The sequence below is a fragment of the Streptomyces sp. SID13031 genome, assembly GCF_010548305.1.
Lineage (GTDB): Bacteria > Actinomycetota > Actinomycetes > Propionibacteriales > Kribbellaceae > Kribbella.
In genome coordinates this window covers 611,092-628,132 of sequence record NZ_JAAGLV010000002.1, presented here as the reverse complement: position 1 = coordinate 628,132, position 17,041 = coordinate 611,092, and the positions used below count along the sequence as shown (strand labels likewise).

Annotated in this window: 16 protein-coding genes; 4 read left to right on the top strand and 12 right to left on the bottom strand. The window is 68.0% G+C overall.

Annotated features, from left to right (window positions below):
• The first annotated feature begins 109 nt into the window (after positions 1-109).
• The gene (locus tag G3I17_RS07055) at positions 110-1,060 is read left to right on the top strand and encodes a MarR family transcriptional regulator (protein ID WP_164595047.1); all 951 of its coding nucleotides are present in this window, start codon (positions 110-112) and stop codon (positions 1,058-1,060) included.
• Between the two features lie 5 nt (positions 1,061-1,065).
• Here the strand turns inward: G3I17_RS07055 and G3I17_RS07050 are convergent, their stop codons facing one another.
• The 4 genes from G3I17_RS07050 to G3I17_RS07035 form a co-directional block, all read right to left on the bottom strand.
• On the bottom strand, positions 1,066-2,211 hold the full coding sequence (locus tag G3I17_RS07050; protein ID WP_164595046.1) for a geranylgeranyl reductase family protein: 1,146 nt from the start codon (positions 2,209-2,211) through the stop codon (positions 1,066-1,068).
• A gap of 45 nt (positions 2,212-2,256) precedes the next feature.
• Positions 2,257-3,075, bottom strand: coding sequence for a hypothetical protein (locus G3I17_RS07045; protein ID WP_203589817.1), 819 nt, complete (start codon positions 3,073-3,075; stop codon positions 2,257-2,259).
• A 119-nt stretch (positions 3,076-3,194) separates the two neighbouring features.
• A complete protein-coding gene (locus G3I17_RS07040) occupies positions 3,195-4,487 on the bottom strand; it encodes an aldo/keto reductase (RefSeq protein ID WP_164595044.1) in 1,293 nt (430 codons plus the stop codon).
• A 92-nt stretch (positions 4,488-4,579) separates the two neighbouring features.
• Positions 4,580-5,407, bottom strand: a complete 828-nt coding sequence (locus G3I17_RS07035; protein WP_164595043.1) for an SAM-dependent methyltransferase — start codon at positions 5,405-5,407, stop codon at positions 4,580-4,582.
• 381 nt (positions 5,408-5,788) lie between these two features.
• Here G3I17_RS07035 and G3I17_RS07030 point away from each other — a divergent pair, with 381 nt between their 5' ends.
• Positions 5,789-6,022, top strand: a complete 234-nt coding sequence (locus G3I17_RS07030) for a DUF397 domain-containing protein (protein ID WP_164595042.1) — start codon at positions 5,789-5,791, stop codon at positions 6,020-6,022.
• Positions 6,023-6,213: 191 nt separating this feature from the next.
• On the opposite strand, the gene G3I17_RS07025 is transcribed toward G3I17_RS07030, so the two are convergent.
• A complete protein-coding gene (locus G3I17_RS07025; protein WP_020390521.1) occupies positions 6,214-6,399 on the bottom strand; it encodes a hypothetical protein in 186 nt (61 codons plus the stop codon).
• Between the two features lie 26 nt (positions 6,400-6,425).
• Positions 6,426-6,617 carry a hypothetical protein gene (locus G3I17_RS07020; protein WP_164595041.1) on the bottom strand — a complete coding sequence of 64 codons (192 nt, stop codon included), beginning with the start codon at positions 6,615-6,617 and terminating at the stop codon, positions 6,426-6,428.
• Between the two features lie 472 nt (positions 6,618-7,089).
• Between G3I17_RS07020 and G3I17_RS07015 the strand changes: the two genes are divergently transcribed.
• Entirely contained in the window at positions 7,090-7,965 is an 876-nt protein-coding gene (locus G3I17_RS07015; protein WP_343238222.1) for a helix-turn-helix transcriptional regulator, read from the top strand.
• Between the two features lie 19 nt (positions 7,966-7,984).
• Here the strand turns inward: G3I17_RS07015 and G3I17_RS07010 are convergent, their stop codons facing one another.
• Positions 7,985-8,611, bottom strand: a complete 627-nt coding sequence (locus G3I17_RS07010) for a DUF2461 domain-containing protein (RefSeq protein WP_164595040.1) — start codon at positions 8,609-8,611, stop codon at positions 7,985-7,987.
• Between the two features lie 173 nt (positions 8,612-8,784).
• On the opposite strand from G3I17_RS07010, the gene G3I17_RS07005 reads away from it, so the two are divergent.
• Positions 8,785-9,735 carry a zinc-binding dehydrogenase gene (locus G3I17_RS07005; RefSeq protein ID WP_164595039.1) on the top strand — a complete coding sequence of 317 codons (951 nt, stop codon included), beginning with the start codon at positions 8,785-8,787 and terminating at the stop codon, positions 9,733-9,735.
• A 33-nt stretch (positions 9,736-9,768) separates the two neighbouring features.
• On the opposite strand, the gene G3I17_RS07000 is transcribed toward G3I17_RS07005, so the two are convergent.
• From G3I17_RS07000 to G3I17_RS06980, 5 genes are all read right to left on the bottom strand, one after another.
• On the bottom strand, positions 9,769-10,929 hold the full coding sequence (locus G3I17_RS07000; RefSeq protein ID WP_164595038.1) for an epoxide hydrolase family protein: 1,161 nt from the start codon (positions 10,927-10,929) through the stop codon (positions 9,769-9,771).
• Between the two features lie 63 nt (positions 10,930-10,992).
• Positions 10,993-12,426: a PLP-dependent aminotransferase family protein gene (locus G3I17_RS06995; RefSeq protein ID WP_164595037.1), complete on the bottom strand. Its 1,434-nt coding sequence runs from the start codon at positions 12,424-12,426 to the stop codon at positions 10,993-10,995.
• 27 nt (positions 12,427-12,453) lie between these two features.
• The gene (locus G3I17_RS06990; RefSeq protein WP_164595036.1) at positions 12,454-13,446 is read right to left on the bottom strand and encodes a helix-turn-helix domain-containing protein; all 993 of its coding nucleotides are present in this window, start codon (positions 13,444-13,446) and stop codon (positions 12,454-12,456) included.
• 178 nt (positions 13,447-13,624) lie between these two features.
• Positions 13,625-13,885, bottom strand: a complete 261-nt coding sequence (locus G3I17_RS06985) for a hypothetical protein (RefSeq protein WP_203589816.1) — start codon at positions 13,883-13,885, stop codon at positions 13,625-13,627.
• Positions 13,886-14,199: 314 nt separating this feature from the next.
• Positions 14,200-17,034, bottom strand: coding sequence for a TIM-barrel domain-containing protein (locus G3I17_RS06980; protein ID WP_203589815.1), 2,835 nt, complete (start codon positions 17,032-17,034; stop codon positions 14,200-14,202).
• Positions 17,035-17,041 lie beyond the last annotated feature (7 nt).

Genomic DNA, 17,041 nt, shown 5'->3' with positions numbered 1-17,041 from the left:
GTTTCCAGAGTCGGCAACACTGGGAAGTGCTCATAGCTCCACAAAACAGCGGAATCTGGGCTAGAGTTGCAATGACTTTGAGTGCGAACGCAAACCGAGGGAGGCGTCGATGCCGGGAGGCAGGCTGACCCAGCAGGACCGCCGGCTGATCGCCACCCGACTGGAAGAAGGGCACGGGTACGCCGAGATCGCGCGCGAGCTCGCCCGCCCGACCTCCACGATCAGCCGGGAGGTCACCCGCAACGGCGGCCGCGCCGGCTACCGCGCCGAGCACGCCCAGCTCGCCACCGGTTCCCGCGCCCGCCGCCGCAAACCCTCGACCCCTGCGGCCTCGACACCGACGACCGACGCCTACGGTCGCGACCGGGTAACAGTCCGCGCGTACACCGAACTGTTCGCCGACACGATGGTCGAGACCGGTCTCCCCCGAATGGCGTCACGCGTCCTCGCCTACCTCTACACCGCGGACTCCCCCAGCCTCACCGCCGCCAAGCTCGTCCGCGAACTGCAGGTGAGTCCCGCGTCGATCTCCAAGGCGATCAGCTACCTGGAAGGCCTGGAGCTGGTCCGCCGCCAGCCGGCAGCATCGGTACCAGGTGGCGGCAAGCGGAACGAGCACTACCTGATTGCCGAGGACATCTGGATCCAGGCCTGGCGCACAAGCGCGCGCGCCAACGCGAACTGGGCCGGCGTCGCGGGCAAGGGCGCCGACCTCTTCGACCCGGCGACTCCCGCCGGCGAGCGGCTAGCCCGGATGAGCCAGTTCTTCCAGCAACTCAGCGACGACATGTCCGGCCTCGGCCCCGATCCGGACGTCGCCGAGGACACCGCGACCCTCCTGGCCGCCCTGATCCACGCCGCCCGGCCGCTCACCGCCGAGCAACTGGCCAAAGCCCTCGGCTGGCCGGTCGATCGAGTCACCATCGCCCTGACCACCGCCGAGGCTTACAAGCCCTTCACCGACCCACTGGCCGTGGAGCAAGTTGCCCCCCGCACCTACACCGTGACCGTCACCCGCCTCACGGACGCTCAGCGCCGCGCACTGAGAAAGACGACCTGACTCCCTCAGCTACCGCGCGAACGGCTTGCCCCCAGCAACTGCCGAGCGATCCGCCGGAGCGAACCGGCCCGCAACACCCCTTCCGCCAACCCGATCTCGACGAGGTTGTCGAACACTCCCTGATCAGCCGCCGATGCCCTGATCCCCGCATCCAGTACCGTCCCAGACCGCGTCAGTCGAGCGGCGAACGCGGTATCCCGAAGGTGACGGCCCAACATCGCCCCCACAGCCCGCCGGTACTCCGTGCCTGCATCGCCCGAGCCCCGCCGAACGGCCTCAGCCGCCGCCTTGCCGGCGAGCATCCCGGTCGCGATCGCGTAGTAGATCCCCTCACCCGTCATCGGGTTGATCAACCCGGCGGCATCCCCGACGAGCATCACCCGACCAGGCCCGGGTCGCCAAGACCACGTTGCCAACGGCAAGTGATGCCCACGCCAATCAGTCCCGCCAACACTTGCCTGCGGCAATAACTCGTCGAGCTCGCGTAACAGCCCGGCTCGGGTCGGCCGCTCCTGCCCCACCCGTAGCTGCTCGCCGTACCCGACGTTCGACCAGCCATCACCCCGATCGAACGACCACGCGTACGACGGTTGCCGTGCCGTCCCGAACACGATCACCTGCTGCCCGGCCCGATCCACCGGCGTCGGCGCATACCCTCGCAACGCCAGCGCCACGGGGCCGGCCTCAACCCCCAGCGCCCCACGGACCAGCGAGTACGCCCCGTCCGCACCAACCACCATCCGCGCTTCAAGCTCATCGACGAGCACCGACGCCGGCTGCACTTCGACCCGCCCCACACGCTGCTTGAGCAGTACCGCGCCCGCGGCCTGAGCAGCCTCGACCAGCCGCTCGTCGAACACGGTCCGCGGCACCACGTAGGCCGGCCGCGCCATCAACCGGTCGACGCCGAGCGATCCACGCCGCAACGACAGCCGGCGGACCGGCGTACGGTCGTCAACCAGCCCAGTGACCCCGACCGAGGCCAGCAGATCGAAGACTTGCGGCGCGATCCCGTCACCGCAGGCCTTGTCCCGGGGGAAGTCGTGCCGATCGAGCAACAGCACCGACAACCCCGGCTCAGCCGCCAGAGCTCCCAACGCTGTCGCTGCCCCGGCCGGACCGGCACCGACCACCACCAAATCCCAGATCACCCAGGCAGGCTACTTCTACTCTGCCGTGTCGATGCGCTGGTCGGGTCAGCGACCGCCTCGGCGACCGGGGCGGCGAGACGGTGGAACTGCCGGGATGCGGCGGGAGCGGGGGGTGCGGCGGTCGGCGTGACCGGTGCCTTCGGAGGAAGGGGCTACCGGGCGGGCCTCGTCGAGGTCGATGACCTTCGGGAGGGGCGGGAGGAAGGAAGGTGGGGTGAGGGCTGGGACCGGCTCTGGTCGGCGTCCGGATTCGCCGGCCGGTTCTTCGAGTGAGTAGTCACCCGAGGCGTTCGCCAGCGCGTCGCCAAGGTCGTCCGGGTCGTCGGCGAAGGAGTCGGAGCGGGCCGGCTTCGCCCGGGCAGCGGCCTCCTTGCTCACCTGAGGTTTCGGCCTGGCCAGGACGGGCGGTGGTACATAGGCCTTCTTCTGCGGGAGTTTTGTCTTGATGTCGATCCCGAGAGTGGTGATCAGGCTGCTGATCACCACGACCATGATCGCCACCGCTAGCACCGTGCAGGCGGCGAACAGGATCGACTGGCCGCCTGCTTTCCAGTTCGACGTCCCGGTCCGGCGCATCGCGGCGACCATCGCGACCACGAGGACGTTGGTGATGCCGACGGCGACGGTCGCCAGGATCGTCCAGACCAGGACCCGCCGTTCCAGCTCGACGTCGTCGGCCGCCGCGACCAGGCCGGCGATCAGCCCGGCCAGCACCGGCACGGTGTAGACCATCGCCAGCGTCAGGCCGGGGTTGGCGAGGAGGTAGAAGACGTCGAAGACGAGCGCGGTGCCGGCCAGTGCGGCCGCGAAGCAGATCACCATCGGCGGGTAGAACCGCACGATGGCCACCGCGTCGGCGGGCACCGTCCTGATCATCCGGAACGCAGAAACGTCAGTACTCCGTTGCTAGAGGCACTATCAACTCCTCATTGTGCCGGTACCCGATGCGTTGAGTCACAATCGGCACGCGTCCGATCACACCTTCAAGGGCAGCCGGTGTTCCTGACGGGCGGGTAGCTGAACTGCGTGCTCCGCGCGGTCTCGTCGGTGGTACCGGTCCGGCCGATCTTGCCGGACAGGAATCCTCCGGCGAGCGGGCTCCAGACCAGCGTGCCGAGCCGCTGATCCACGGCCATCGGCATGATCTCGCGCTCGACGTCGCGACCGGCCAGTGAGTAGTACACCTGCTGGGAGACGAACCGGTTGAGGCCGCGGAGGTCGGCGGCGCCCAGGTACTTCATCATCTGCCACGCCGCCAGGTTCGAGGCGCCGAGGTACCGGATCTTCCCGGCCCGTACTGCGTCGTCCAGCGCACCCAGGGTTTCCTCGACCGGGGTGAGCGGGTCGAAGCTGTGGATCTGGTAGAGGTCGATATGGTCGGTGCCGAGCCTGCGAAGGCTGTCCTCCAGCGCCTGCGTCACCCACAACCGCGACAGGCCCGTCTGGTTGGGGCCAGGGCCCATCCGGGCGAACAGCTTCGTCGCCAGTACGCCGTCGCGGCGGCGGGAGCCCAGCGCGCGGCCGAGGATCTCCTCGGACTCGCCGTTCGCGTAGAAGTCCGCGGTGTCGATGAGGGTTGACGCCGCTGTCGAGCGCCAGACCGACGAGCTCGTCGGCCGCCTTGCCGTCCAGCGCGCCCAGGATCGACCAGGGGGCGTGGTCCCGCCACCGAAGGTCATAGTCCCCAGGGCGATCCGCGAGACGAAGATCCCCGTGGCGCCGAGTTGCGTGTACTGCATGGTCCGCCTTCCGCCGGGTGCGCCGTTCGCACCACCTTGTCGACGGTACGAAGCCGCGGGCCGGCGGACCATCTCGTGGCGTCTAGGAAACTTGCGCGTTCGTCGCGGCCCGGAATTGCTCGGCGACCCAGTCCAGCCGGTCAATCGGTACCGCCGCGAGCGGATCATCGCGGTAGCGGGCGGGCGGCACCCCGGTGACGCGCTTGAAGGCAGTACTGAACGCGCTCTCGGTGGCGTAGCCGAACTCGGATCGCCGAACAGCTGCTCACCGTCGGCCGCCGGGGCCGCCCAGTCGGTGGCGAGCACGAACGTGTCGCGCGCGGCGAGCAGGAAGCAGTCGCCGGCCCGCAGCTCCACCGGGGCGCCGCCGTCGGCAGCGAGCCAGTACGAGCCGGACAGCACCACGCCGATCTTGATGTGGTCGCGAACGGGGAACCAGAGCTTCCAGGAGCCGGTCGCCTCGAACCCGCACAGCGCGGTGGTACGGACGTTCAACGCTGCGAACACATCGGACAGCGGGTCTGGCAACGGCTCCATGTCATCACAATAGAGTCCGTGGCTCCTGACCGCCGGACAGACAAAAGGCGCGCACCCCTAGAAGAGAGGTGCACGCCTTCGGTTGACTGAGGTCAGCCCTTCTTCGCGATCCCTGCCATCAGGATGCGCTGGTACGGCTGCAGGTCGTCGGCGTCCGGTACGTCGCCTTCGGGGTCCTCCGGGAACCAGCGGGCGAGGAAGTCCAGACCCGGCGGGACCAGCGGCAGACCGAGGAAGTGCTCGGTGATCCGCTCCGGGGTCCGGATCCAGCCGTTGCCCAGGCTCTCCAGGCCGGCCTGCTCGATCGCCTTCTGCAGCGGCTCACCGGTGTCGACGAAGTCGGTGATGAACAGGTAGCTACCCGGGGCCAGCGTGTCCATGATCGCGCGGACCCACTCGTCCGGCAGCTCGTCGTCGTGGAAGTGCATGTGGATACCGACGATCAGCAGCGCGATCGGGCGGCTCCAGTCCAGGTGCGCCTTGATCTCGTCGTTGTCGAGGATCTCCTGCGGCTTGCGCAGGTCCGCGGTGACGACGATGGTGCTGTCGTTCGTCGCCAGCAGCGCGCGCCCGTGGGCGAGCACGATCGGGTCCTTGTCGACGTACGCGACCTTGGCCTCGGGGTTGATCTCCTGGGCCGCCTGGTGGGTGTTCTTCTGCGTCGGCAGGCCGCTGCCGATGTCCAGGAACTGGTCGATCCCCGCTGAACGCACCAGGTACTGAACGCCCTTGACGAGCGCGTCCCGGTTGTCGATCGCGCAGCGACCGGCGTCCGGCACGTACTTCAGGTAGGTCGCCGCACCCTCGCGGTCGGCGGCGAAGTTGTCCTTGCCACCGAGCAAAGCGTCGTAGACGCGAGCGATGGTCGGTTGGGAGGTGTCGAACTCCGGAGCGGGATCCGGGCTGTCGGGAGTCGCCATCGACGCAGCCTTTGTCTGGTAGGGAATCGTTGCCGCCATCGTAGTGCATTTGCATACCAGCGGCAGCCTGGTGTGGCCCTGCGATGAGTGTCTGAGAGCCGATTTAACGAAGCCCGCACACCTGCCTGATTCCTCAACTTGGCAACCCCTTGCCGGGTTACGCCGAACGGCCCACCGGCCGTCGCCCGAACGCCCGACACCGGCTCGCGCGAGCCCTCGAGAGGGCCGAAATCGGTCACGGAAAGCTATCTGACAGACCTACCCAACAGGCGTTTGACGACGCTGCGTATTCAGCCAGACACGAGACCCCCAAACGTGTACGATGCAAATGCAAGCCCAAATGCACGTGCATATGCCAAAGACGTACGGAAGGTGCAGCTGATGACTGCTGTCTACAACGGCATGCCCGGCGACTCGGTGGACGAGCTGACCTGGCGGAAGAGTCAGCGGAGTGGCCCCCAAGGCAACTGCGTAGAGGTAGCGAAGCTTCCTGGCGGCGGTGTGGCGATGCGAAACTCGCGTCACACGGACGGACCGGCGCTGGTCTTCACCAAGGCCGAGATCGAAGCATTCCTCGGTGGCGTTCACGACGGCGAGTTCGACGACCTCGCCTGATCAACCGCAAGAGCAAGAGGCCCCTTCACCAGGCGAGTGGTGAGGGGGCCTCTTAACGTGGCCGGGCCTGATCAGGCCCGGCCGGGAACGGCAAAGGCCGGCCTTCCGCTAGGAGGCCGGCCTTTCTTTGCAGTACTGCTACAGCTGCCTAACTGCTACTGCCACTGCTGCTACTGCTGCTACTGCTGCTACTACTGAACAGTGAGCGGCCAGAGCTGCTCGCTGGGAAGCTCGGAGGCGCCAGTGGTCGCCGCACCGTCCACAGTGATCCGCAGACCGGTGAACTTGGGCGTCATCACCCGCTGGTAGCGCGAGGCCCGGTCGGGCTCCGCGACGTACTCGGCGATCAGGTGGTCGCCCAACCAGATCCGCACCATTTTCCGTCCTCCCGCTCGTTCAGTGGTCATCCCAGGCTCACGATCGGGTCGCCGTCCAGCAGGCGCTCCCCGCGGAGCCAGCCTTCGAAGGCCCAGCGCTGCTGCTCCGGGCAGCGCGCCACCAGTTCCTGGATCTCCCGCTCGGTCAGCTCGCCGGGCATTCGCTCGCCGGAAGGGCGGGCAGCGAACTCGACGGCGTCTGTGTCGTCGTCATTCATCGACTCGGGTTCCCCAACCAGTCATGCCGGCCGCACCGCCCGGCGGGTCTGTAGGACCGGCCTGCCGAATCACGCGATGTCACTTTTTGCGAGATTCAGCTCACCTTCTGTGCATGGATCAATCATGGCGGTCGCATGAAACGAATGCAAGCGCCAGATGCACGTGCATCCGCACGTTTTCGACTTGTGACCAACTGAAGGCTCAGCGAGGGGTCTCCGGAAGCTCATCTGAGCGCGAAACGGCCCGAAGACGCTGACCGGGAAGCGATTACCGGTACTACGCGACCTTCGGGCGCCGGCCCGGCACCTCGGGCCGGCGATCACGTACGGTGACATCGGCTGGCATCGATGCCGGACGCCGGACAGCACCCACGAGTCTTATGTAAGAACTTCGACAGATCGGGGCCGGGCCGTGAGATGATTCGGTCGGGGTGGAACGACCGCCATCTGGGAACGAGCTGGGGCGTCGGAGGTGAGTGTGACGGAGTCGGGCGCTCAAAGCGGGCCGACCGCGCTGAGGATCATCCTCGGCGCGCACCTGCGGAGAATGCGTGAGGCGGGCGGGATCACCCGCTCCGACGCGGGCTGGGAGATTCGCTCGTCGGAATCCAAGGTCAGCCGGATGGAGCTGGGCCGGGTCGGCTTCAAGGAGCGCGACGTCCGCGACCTGCTGACGCTCTACGGCGTCGACGACGGCGAGGAGCGCGAGCGGCTGCTGGCGCTGGCCCGCCAAGCGAACAACCCCGGCTGGTGGCACCGCTTCGGCGACGTACTGCCCAGCTGGTTCCAGTCTTATCTAGGGCTCGAGTCGGCCGCGCAGCTGATCCGTACTTATGAGCTCCAGTTCGTCCCCGGTCTGCTGCAGACCCCGGAGTACGTCCGCGCCGTCGTCCAGCTCGGCCGCGGGCTGCTCCCGGCCGAAGAGGTAGAGCGCCGCGTCTCCCTGCGAGTCAACCGCCAGGAGATCCTCCAGCGAGCGACGCCGGTCCGCCTGTGGGCAGTAGTGGACGAGTCAGTACTACGCCGCCCGATCGGCGGCCTCAAAACGATGCGGGTCCAGCTGGAAGCCCTGATCGAGGCCTCCCACCTGCCGAACGTGACGCTCCAGGTGATGCCCTTCGACTCCGGCGGCCATGCAGCCACCGGCGGCGCCTACAGCATCCTGCGTTTCCCGGAGCAGGACCTCCCCGACATCGTCTACATCGAGCACCTGACCAGCGCCCTGTACCTGGACAAGCTCGAAGACCTCGACCAGTACACAGCCACCATGGAAGCCCTCTGCGTGGCAGCACCCCCACCCAGCAAAACCCGCGACAAACTGGCCGCGATCCTCCACGACTTCACCTGAACCGGTTCCGGTCCGGCGGTCAGGCGTTGGTGGTGACCCAGTCCAGGAACGGGGCGGTGGCTCGCCAGGCTTGGCGGATCTCGTTGGCCAGGGCGGCGGTGTGGATGATCGGCTCGAAGCCGTAGGACTTGCCCAGGGTCATCGACTTGTGGCGCAGGAGGTCGATGCGGGGGTGGTCGGCGTTGTAGCCGCGAGGGGTGGTTTTGAGTTTCTCGCCGCCCAGGTCCCAGCCGGCCGACTGGAGTTCGGCGAGCAGCTTCTCGAGTTCCTTGCCTCGGCGGTCCTCATCGATGGCGGTGCGGATTCGCGCGAGGCGGTCGGCGGGGGCCTCGTAGAAGCCTGCGCCGACGCGGACGCCGGGGGCCGCCACCTGGACGTAGTACCCGGTTGACGGGCCGAGGGCGATGAAGGCGCCCTGGGCTGTCTTGTACGGCGTCTTGTCCTTGGCGAACCGGACGTCGCGGTACGGGCGGAAGATCTTCGCCGCTCCGAACTCCTCCTCCAGCCCGGCGAGCAGCGCGACCATCGGCGCGCGCACGGACTCTTCGTACACCTGCTTGTTCGCCGTCCAGAAGGTCTTGCTGTTGTCCATCTCGAGATCGTCGTAGAAGTCCAGCGCAGCCGCCGGAAAGCCGGTGAAACTCATGCGGCCACGATAGTTCGCCGGAGCCGGACCACCGCCGCCTAGGGTGGGCGCGAGCCCTCGGTGAGCCGGTGGCGGCTGAGAGTGAGCGCGGCATTGCAACAAGCTGCAACTCTGCGGCGCGGGAGGTTTACGGCCCTACGGTGGAACCCCCATCGAAAGAACGGAACCATTCCATGCGTGCCATCCAGGTCAGCCGGTTCGGCGGACCCGAGGTCCTCGTGCCTGCCGAGGTGCCGGCGCCGGTCCCGGTCGCGGGCCGGCTGCTGGTCGAGGTCCACGCCGCGGGAGTGAACTATGCCGACACCCATCGCACCGACGGTTCCTCCACCACCGCCACCGAGCTGCCCTTCGTCCCCGGCTCCGAGGTCATCGGCCGGACCGAGGACGGCCGCCGGGTCCTCGCCCCCACTTTCGAAGGCGGCGGGTACGCCGAACTCGCGCTGGTCGCCGCCGCCGACGCAGTGGACGTGCCCGGCAAGGTCGGAGACGCCGAGGCCCTCGCCCTGCTCGTCCAAGGACTCACCGCCTGGCACCTGCTGCGCAACAGCGCTCGCCTGTCACGCGGTGAATCTGTCGTGGTGAACGCCGCCGCCGGTGGGGTCGGCACGCTGGCCGTGCAACTCGCCAGGCACTTCGGCGCAGGCCGGGTGATCGCGGTGGCGTCGACCGATGACAAGCGCAAGCTGGCCGTCTCGCTCGGCGCGGACATCGCCGTCGACAGCGACCCGGACGGGTACGCCGCCAGAGTCGTTGCCGCGAACAACAATCGTCCCGTCGACGTGGTCCTCGAGTCGACCGGTGGCGCGACCTTCAACGCCGCCCTCGGAGCACTCGCCGGGTTCGGCCGGCTCGTCACCTACGGCAACGCCGGCCGCGAAGGCCGTCGCCCACTGCTCGACCCGGCCTTGCTCGCCAACCACAACCTCACCGTCGCCGGCTTCTGGCTCCGCCCCGCCCTCAAGCTCCCCGGCAACTACCGCGAGCCCCTCGCCGAGCTCTTCGACCTGGTCGCCACCGGCAAACTGGAACCGGTCGTCGCCGAGTACCCGCTGGGCGAAGCCCGCCAAGCCCACGAAGACCTCCGGGCCCGCCGCACCACGGGCAAACTCGTACTACGCCCGTAAGGCGCAGGCGATACCCGGATCACCGGCCGGCCGTCACACCTGGCTGACGCCCCGGAAGAAGGCGCGGATGTCGGCGACGAGCAGATCCGGTTCTTCCAGTGCGGCGAAGTGACCGCCGCGGGGGTACTCGGTCCAGCGGACGATGTTGTTCGTCAGTTCCGCGATCCGCCGTAGTGGGATGAAGTTGTCCTCGGGGAAATCCGCGAAGGCCGTCGGCGTCGCGGACGGCTCGATCGGGCTTCCCCAGTAGGCGGCGTGGTGGCGCTCGTAGTAGATCCGCCCAGCCGAGCCGGCGGTCCTGGTGAACCAGTAGAGCGACACGTTGGTCAGCAGATGGTCCCGATCGATCGGGGCCTCCCCCGACCACTCCTCGAACTTCTCCGCGATCCACGCCAGCTGGCCGACCGGTGAGTCCGTCAACGCGTACGCCAGCGTCTGCGGCCGGGTCGCCTGCAGATCGGCGTACCCCTGCTTGTCCTTCAGCCAGGCCTCGAACCGGTGCCACGACGCGAGCGTGCGTGCGCGCTCCTTCGGATCCAGCGCGGCCAGCTCAGCCTCCGTCGGCTCCGAGGTCACTCCAGCACCCGGGATCAGATTGAGGTGTACGCCGACAACGCGCTCGGGATAGAGCCGCCCCTGCTCCCGCGAGATCACCGCACCCCAATCACCACCCTGTACGCCGTACCGGTCGTACCCGAGTCGCTCCATCAAGTCGGCGAAGGCGCGCGCGACCCGGATCGCCTCCCAGCCCGTCTCGCGGGTCGGCCCCGAGAGGGTGAAGCCGGGGATGCTCGGCATCACCAGATGGAACGCGTCGCCCGGCTCGCCGCCGTACCGGCGTGGGTCGGTCAAGGGTCCCGCGATCCGCTGGAACTCGACGATCGAGCCGGGCCAGCCGTGCGTGATGAGCAACGGCGTCGCGTCGGGCTCGGGCGACCGGACGTGCGCGAAATGCACGCGAGCACCGTCGATCGTGGTGGTGAACTGCTCCCACTCGTTGAGCTCGGCCTCGGCTTTGCGCCAGTCGTAGTCGTGGCGCCAGTACTGGACGAGGTCCTTCAGGTGGTTCAGCGGTACGCCGTACGCCCAGCCGACTCCGGGCAGCTCCTCCGGCCAGCGGGTCAGGTCGAGGCGGGCGTACAGGTCGTCCAGCTCGGCCGGCGCGATGTCCACGCGGAACGGTTCGATGCTCATGGCAACACCCTCCCCTACCAGGTCGAGCCGATGCACCTTGTTTTCAAGGCAGTTCAAGGCAGTTCACGGCAGATGGCCGCGGAGCACGGCGAGGGCCTCGTCCATCTGCTCGACCGGCAGCGCGCCGTACCCGAGGATCAGGCCGCGAACCCGGGGAATGTCGGTGACCGAGTGGAACGTGAGAGCCATCACTTCACCGCCGAGTTCTTCGGCCCGGCGCGCCATCGCCAGGTCGTCGAAGCCGGGATCGTCGGACACGACCGAGACGTGCAGACCGGCGAGGCTCGGGAGCGGCCGGAGTACGCCGTCGAAAGTGGAGTGGAGTGCTGCCTGCAGATGGTGGTGGCGCTCGGCGTAGATGCGCCGCATCTTGCGGAGGTGGCGCGCGAGCCGGCCGTCGTCGATGAAGCTCGCGAGCGCTGCCTGCATCGGCTGCACCGAGTGCCAGTCCGCAACCCACTTCGCCTTCCGCAGCGCACCCCACAGCGGCTCCGGCGCGACGGCGAAGCCCAGCCGGATCGTCGGGAGCATGACCTTGCTGAACGAGCCGACGTAGACGACGGATCCCTGCCGATCCAGGCTCTGCAGCGGTTCGAGCGGCCGCCCGCCGAAGCGGAACTCGCTGTCGTAGTCGTCTTCGATGATGGTCGCGCCGGTCCGCGCCGCCCACTCCAGCAACGCCAGCCGCCGCGGCGTGGACATAGGTATGCCGAGGGGAAACTGATGCGCCGGCGTCACATAGACAAGCCGCGCATCATCTGGCAACGCGTCGACGACAAGCCCTTCGCCGTCTACCGGTACGCCAACGACGCGCATCCCCTGCGAGCGGAACAGCACCCGCGGCGGCCCGTACCCCGGATCCTCCACCGCCACCACGTCGCCCGGCTCGAGCAGTACGCGGCTGATCAGGTCGATCGCTTGCTGGATCCCGCTGGTGATCAGGACGTCCTCGAACCCACACCGGACCGACCGCGACACCGCGACGTGCCTGGCCACCGCCGCCCGCAACCGCGGATCCCCCGCCGGATCCCCATGCGCACCCGATCCGACCGCCCCCGCCCGCAACTGGTCCGCCACCGCTGCCCGCCACGCCCCGAACGGAAAGGCCCGCACATCGGGGATCCCCGCCCGGAAGTCGAACCGCGGCGTCGCCGCCGACAAGTCCGGCGGCTCCGCAAGCTCCGCCCACACCGGCCGAATCCGAGTTGTCCTCGGCGGTCTTGATTCGCCGGCCGGCAGCGGCGGTCCGGCCTGCTCGACGTGGTGGCTGACAAATGTGCCCACCCCGGCCCGGGTCTGCACGAAGCCCTCGGCGAACAGGCGTTCGTACGCCGCGGCGACCGTGTTGCGGGAGACCGACAACCGGCCCGCGAGCTCGCGGCTGGACGGCAGCACCTCGCCCGGGCGGAGCAATCCGCCCGCGACCAGCTCGACGATCTGCCGATAGAGCTGACCGGCGAGGTCCCCGCGCCCGTCCAGCTCGATCCGAAGGTCCACCCACACAACGTACCGATGCAGGACGCCTCAGCTCTGCTGGGAGATCGCCGAGTCGCGATCGAGCGTGGACTCGGTAGCGAGCAGCGCCGCCGCCAGCCCCGTCCGCGAGTACAGCACCCGTCGCCCGTCGCGGCGTGCTGTGAGCAGCCCGGAGGAGCTCAGCACCGACAAGTGATCGCTCACCGTCCCCGGAGCCAGTCGCAGCAGGTTCGCCAGCGTCGTAGTACTACGGGGGATGTCCAGCTGCTGCAGGATCGCCGCCCGAGAGCGCCCGAGCAGCGCGGGCAGCCGGCCGCACCCAGAGTCCCTGGCCTCCCAGACCAGCCCGGCCCCGCGAGCCGGGTAGCTGATCACCGGCACGCGACTGATCGGATCGACCGCCACCCGCGGCCAGCGGAACACCGACGGGACCAGCCAGAGGCCCTGCCCGTTGCACGGCACCTTCAGCTCAGTACTCGGCATGTCGACGCGCAGTACGCCGCTCTCGTAGCTGAGCTCGTCATGCAACCCGCCGACCGCCGAGCCGAACCCGTCGTTCGCTAGCGCCCCCGCATGCCGGGCGATGTCGGCGCCGACGATCGCGTCGATGCGCTCCCACAGCGGTTCGAGCACCAGCCGCCAGTACGCCGTCAGCGCGACCGTCGTTCGCTCGATCAGCTCATGCACGCTCATCCGCGCGACCCGGCCGGTCGGGACGAGCCGCCGGAACATCCCCAGATCGCGGCCGGCGACGGCCGGATCGGTCCAGCGCAACCGATCGAACTGCTCCAGTGGCGACGGCGGCTTGGCCCCCGGCTGGGGAGCGAGCAGATCCGGCGTCCACCTGCTGTTGGCCATCAACTCGAGCAGCAGCCGCAGATCGAACCGCGGTGAGCCGGGCAGCCGCTCCCGCAATCGGGTATGCAGCGCGTGGTACCGGGGGTGCACGAGAACCCCCAGGCTGGCGGCTGTCTCCCAGACCGCGTCCGTCGTGAACCTGACCTGCGCCAGGTCGTCCACCCCTACCTCGAACCTGATCATCCGGCCCCCTCCGATCCCCGTTCACTGAGCGCTGCCAGCGTAGGAATTCGCAGTACGGGTCAGTAGATCCGCCGTCCGGCCACTCACACCGGGCCGGTCACGCCCAGGTCACGACGGGCGGAGGCAGAGCAGCGGCGGCTCGCCGGCTCAGCTGCCGGGGCCGGACTGGGAGGAGTCGTCAGGCGGCGACGCGGTCGCGGACTACCTTGACGGTGAAGGCGGCGGCCAGGCAGAGGCCACCGGCGACCAGGACCAGCGTGACCAGGGTGCCCGAGTTGTTCAGGCGTCCGTCGCAGGCCATCGGGGTGATGCCACCGGCCGGCTGGAACACCGACCCGCATGTGGCCCCACCGGCCGAGACCGAGCGGAAGCCGAGGCCCACGCCGGCGAGCACCAGCGTCACCCCGGCGAAGATCAGAACCTTGTTGATCGCCGTCATGCCGGCACCCCTACGGATGCCAGTTCTGGCGGGCATGCCGACGGCACGACCGGACTGCCCCGTTGCACTTCGCTCACTCCTGACTTCGGCTGACACCTCTACGAACTTACGGTTCCCGGGGCGGCGAGCCACCTCCAGAGAGCCGTCAGCACCGAATCTTCACACAGTCCTTACTCAGGACATACCTGCGCGTGATGATGGTCTCAGAGCGCGCGACAGCCGGTGACACTGGCATCACAGTGCCAGGAACTGGACGACCGTCCAGAACCCGGAACGCGCTCTCCGGATACCGGAGAGCGCGTTGCCGCGAGGGTTCAGAGGGTGCCGGCGGTGGTCCCTCCCGAGCCGCTCGCGGGGGTCGTGAACGAGAGGTTCGGATCCGGGCCCCACTGGTCGGCGGTCGCCGGATAGTTCGCTTCCTGGCGTTTGATGCACTTCCATTCAACGGTCGTGCCGGGCGGCAGGTTACTGATGGTCCCCGTCCAGGTCGGGTACGCGGACGGTGCCAGCTTCACCGCGCTCGCCACCGACCAGGCCCCCAACTGCGGCGCGCTGCCCACGACGTACACAGACTGGCCAGTCGTCGTCGTCCCGTTGGCACAGCTGAAGGTCTTCGAAACGACCGCTTGACCGAGGGTGAAAACGAACGACTTCGCCGTACTCGTCGCCAGCGAGGCCGACTTGGCGACGACCAGGCTGCCGCCGGCGTTGTACCAGCCACTGGCCGCCGCGTCGAAGGCCGCCTTGTTCGCGTACTGCGTCAGCGCGGACCCGTTGAGCGTGACGCCCGAAGCCTGCGTGTCGGCCACCAACTCGACCACGTTCTGCCTCGATGCGGGTGCACCGGTGTAGGTGCCTGACGACGCGGCAATACCGACCGTCGCCGTGCTGCCTGACCTCGACTGGGTCAGATCGGTCGTCCGCTTCGCCCCGGTCTGGTAACCGATGGTCGACCCGTCGTCCTCGGCGAGCGTGAACGAGGACGACGTGGTGTCGGAGTACACCCGGGCGACCAGCTCGTTGCGGGTCGTCCCGTCGGCGCGTTTGCCAACCACGTTCATCGTCTGGTCGTCGACGGTCATCTTCGGGATGATCGCGCCGGCCCGGGCGTAGGCGGGCAGCTGGAACTTGCCGTTGCGCCACAGCGGTACGTCGACGAGGTTCTGGCCGGTACTGACCGTCTTGGTGTTGGTGTAGTAGTCGAACCAGGTGCCGGCCGGCAGGTAGACGTCCCGCTTGCGCTGGTTAGCCCCGGCCACGACACCGACGAGCAGGTCCTTGCCGATCAGCTTCTCGTTGCCGTTCTCCCGCACGTTCGAGTCGTTCTGGTACTGGTAGACCAGCGGCGGGATCAGCGGTTCGCCGGTCGTGTTGGCGCGATGCGCGAGCGAGTAGTAGTACGGCGTGAGCTCGTACCGCTGGCGCAGGTTGGCGAGGTTGCTCGGGACGTCACCGATCGAGTCGGGTGAGGTCTCCGCGCAGTTGCAGAGGTTCTCGGTGTGCGGCCGGATCGGGACGTCGAACCAGGACGAGTTCGCGAACCACTGGGTGTAGAGCTCGTTGAGGTCCGTGTTGAGCATCTCGCGACGGAAGCCGCCGATGTCCGAGCCGAAGTAGTCGATCCCCGACATGGACATCTGCATCTGGACGTTCTGCTGCGACGCGAGAGCCGTCAGCTTGGAGCCGATGTCGCCGGACCACATCGCAGTACCGGTCCGCTGGATGCCACCGGCTGCCGATCGGGCGAGCATGAACGGCCGCTGCTGTACTGCGTTGTCCGTGTATCCCTTCGCGATACCGCGAGCCCACTCCAGGTTGTAGAGGTTGTGGTAGTCGGAGTGCGCGTGCTTGCCCGCGAGCAGGCCGGCGGTCCAGTCGTTGGCGTCGTACATCTCGGGCTCACCGAGATCGAGCCAGTGGCCCATCACGCCGTCGTTGATCAGCGGCTGCCGCTGGGTGTTGTGCCACTGCGCGCTCGCGGCCGGCTGGGTCCAGTCGATCATCCCGCCGCGACCCCACCAGTCGTTCCCGGTCAGGTACGCCGGGGTGCAACTCGAGCAGCCCGCGCGGATCAGGTAGCCCGCGCTCGCCATGCTCGTGTGTTCCGGCAGGTTCTTGCCGACGTACGACTCCTCGATCGTCATCACGCCGACGCCGTTGGTGTTCTTGTACGTCGCCAGCTTGGTCGCCGGGTTGGGGAAGTTGACCGGATCCCACTCCAGCGTGCCCATCCGGGTGTTGTCGGAGCCCGCGGTGACGCCGCCGAACCAGTTGACGTCGAGCATCACGCCGTCAGTCGGGAACTTGTTCGCGCGCAACCCGGTCAGCGTGGTGTCGATCTCGTTCCAGTTGTCATAGCCGTACTCCGACATCCACAGCCCGAATGCCTTCTTCGGCGGCACCGGAGGACGACCCGTCAGCTCCAGATAGTCCTTGCGGAGATCGGGCAGGTCGGGTCCGCTCATCACGTACCAGCGGAGCTGATCGCCGAAGGTGTCCATCGTCCACGGGTCGCCGGTCAGATCCCACTGCTGCTTGTAGACCTGGTCGACGAACATGCCGTAGTTCGTGGTGTTGGCGCCGACCGCGAACAGCACCGGGATCTGCGCGTTGCCGACCGGGCCGTTGTCCGTGTCGTACAGCATCGCGTTGCCGTAGGTACCGCCTGTACGCTGCCGGCCGACCCAGTCGCCGTCGGCGCTGCCGCCCATGAAGAACTGCTCGCCCAGCCCGTACGCGTTCTGCATGGACGCTTTTGTGAAGCTCAGCCCCTTCCACGCCTGGCTGAGGTTGCGCGGGCAGGTGGTGTTGAGCAAGAGCTGCGGAGTGCGAGTGGTGTCGTAGACCGTCGCACACAGAGTGCTCGTGTTGACGTCCACCTTGATGCCAGGCGTCGTCAGTACGCCGCCCACCTGGTTGAGGCTGGTCGGACCGGGATAGTTGGTCTTGGCGATCTGCGTGGTGGTGAAGATGGGCGAGCCGGTGCCAGGTCCGGCCCCTGCCCCCATCTCGAAGTGCACCAGATCGTCATCGAGAAACTCCACCACCAGATAGTTGCCCCCGGCAGTGAACTGCACCCGCTGCACCACCGCCTGCGCTGCCTGAGTCGGCAGCACCACCAGCAAAGGCAACAACAGAAGGAATGCCATCAGCCGT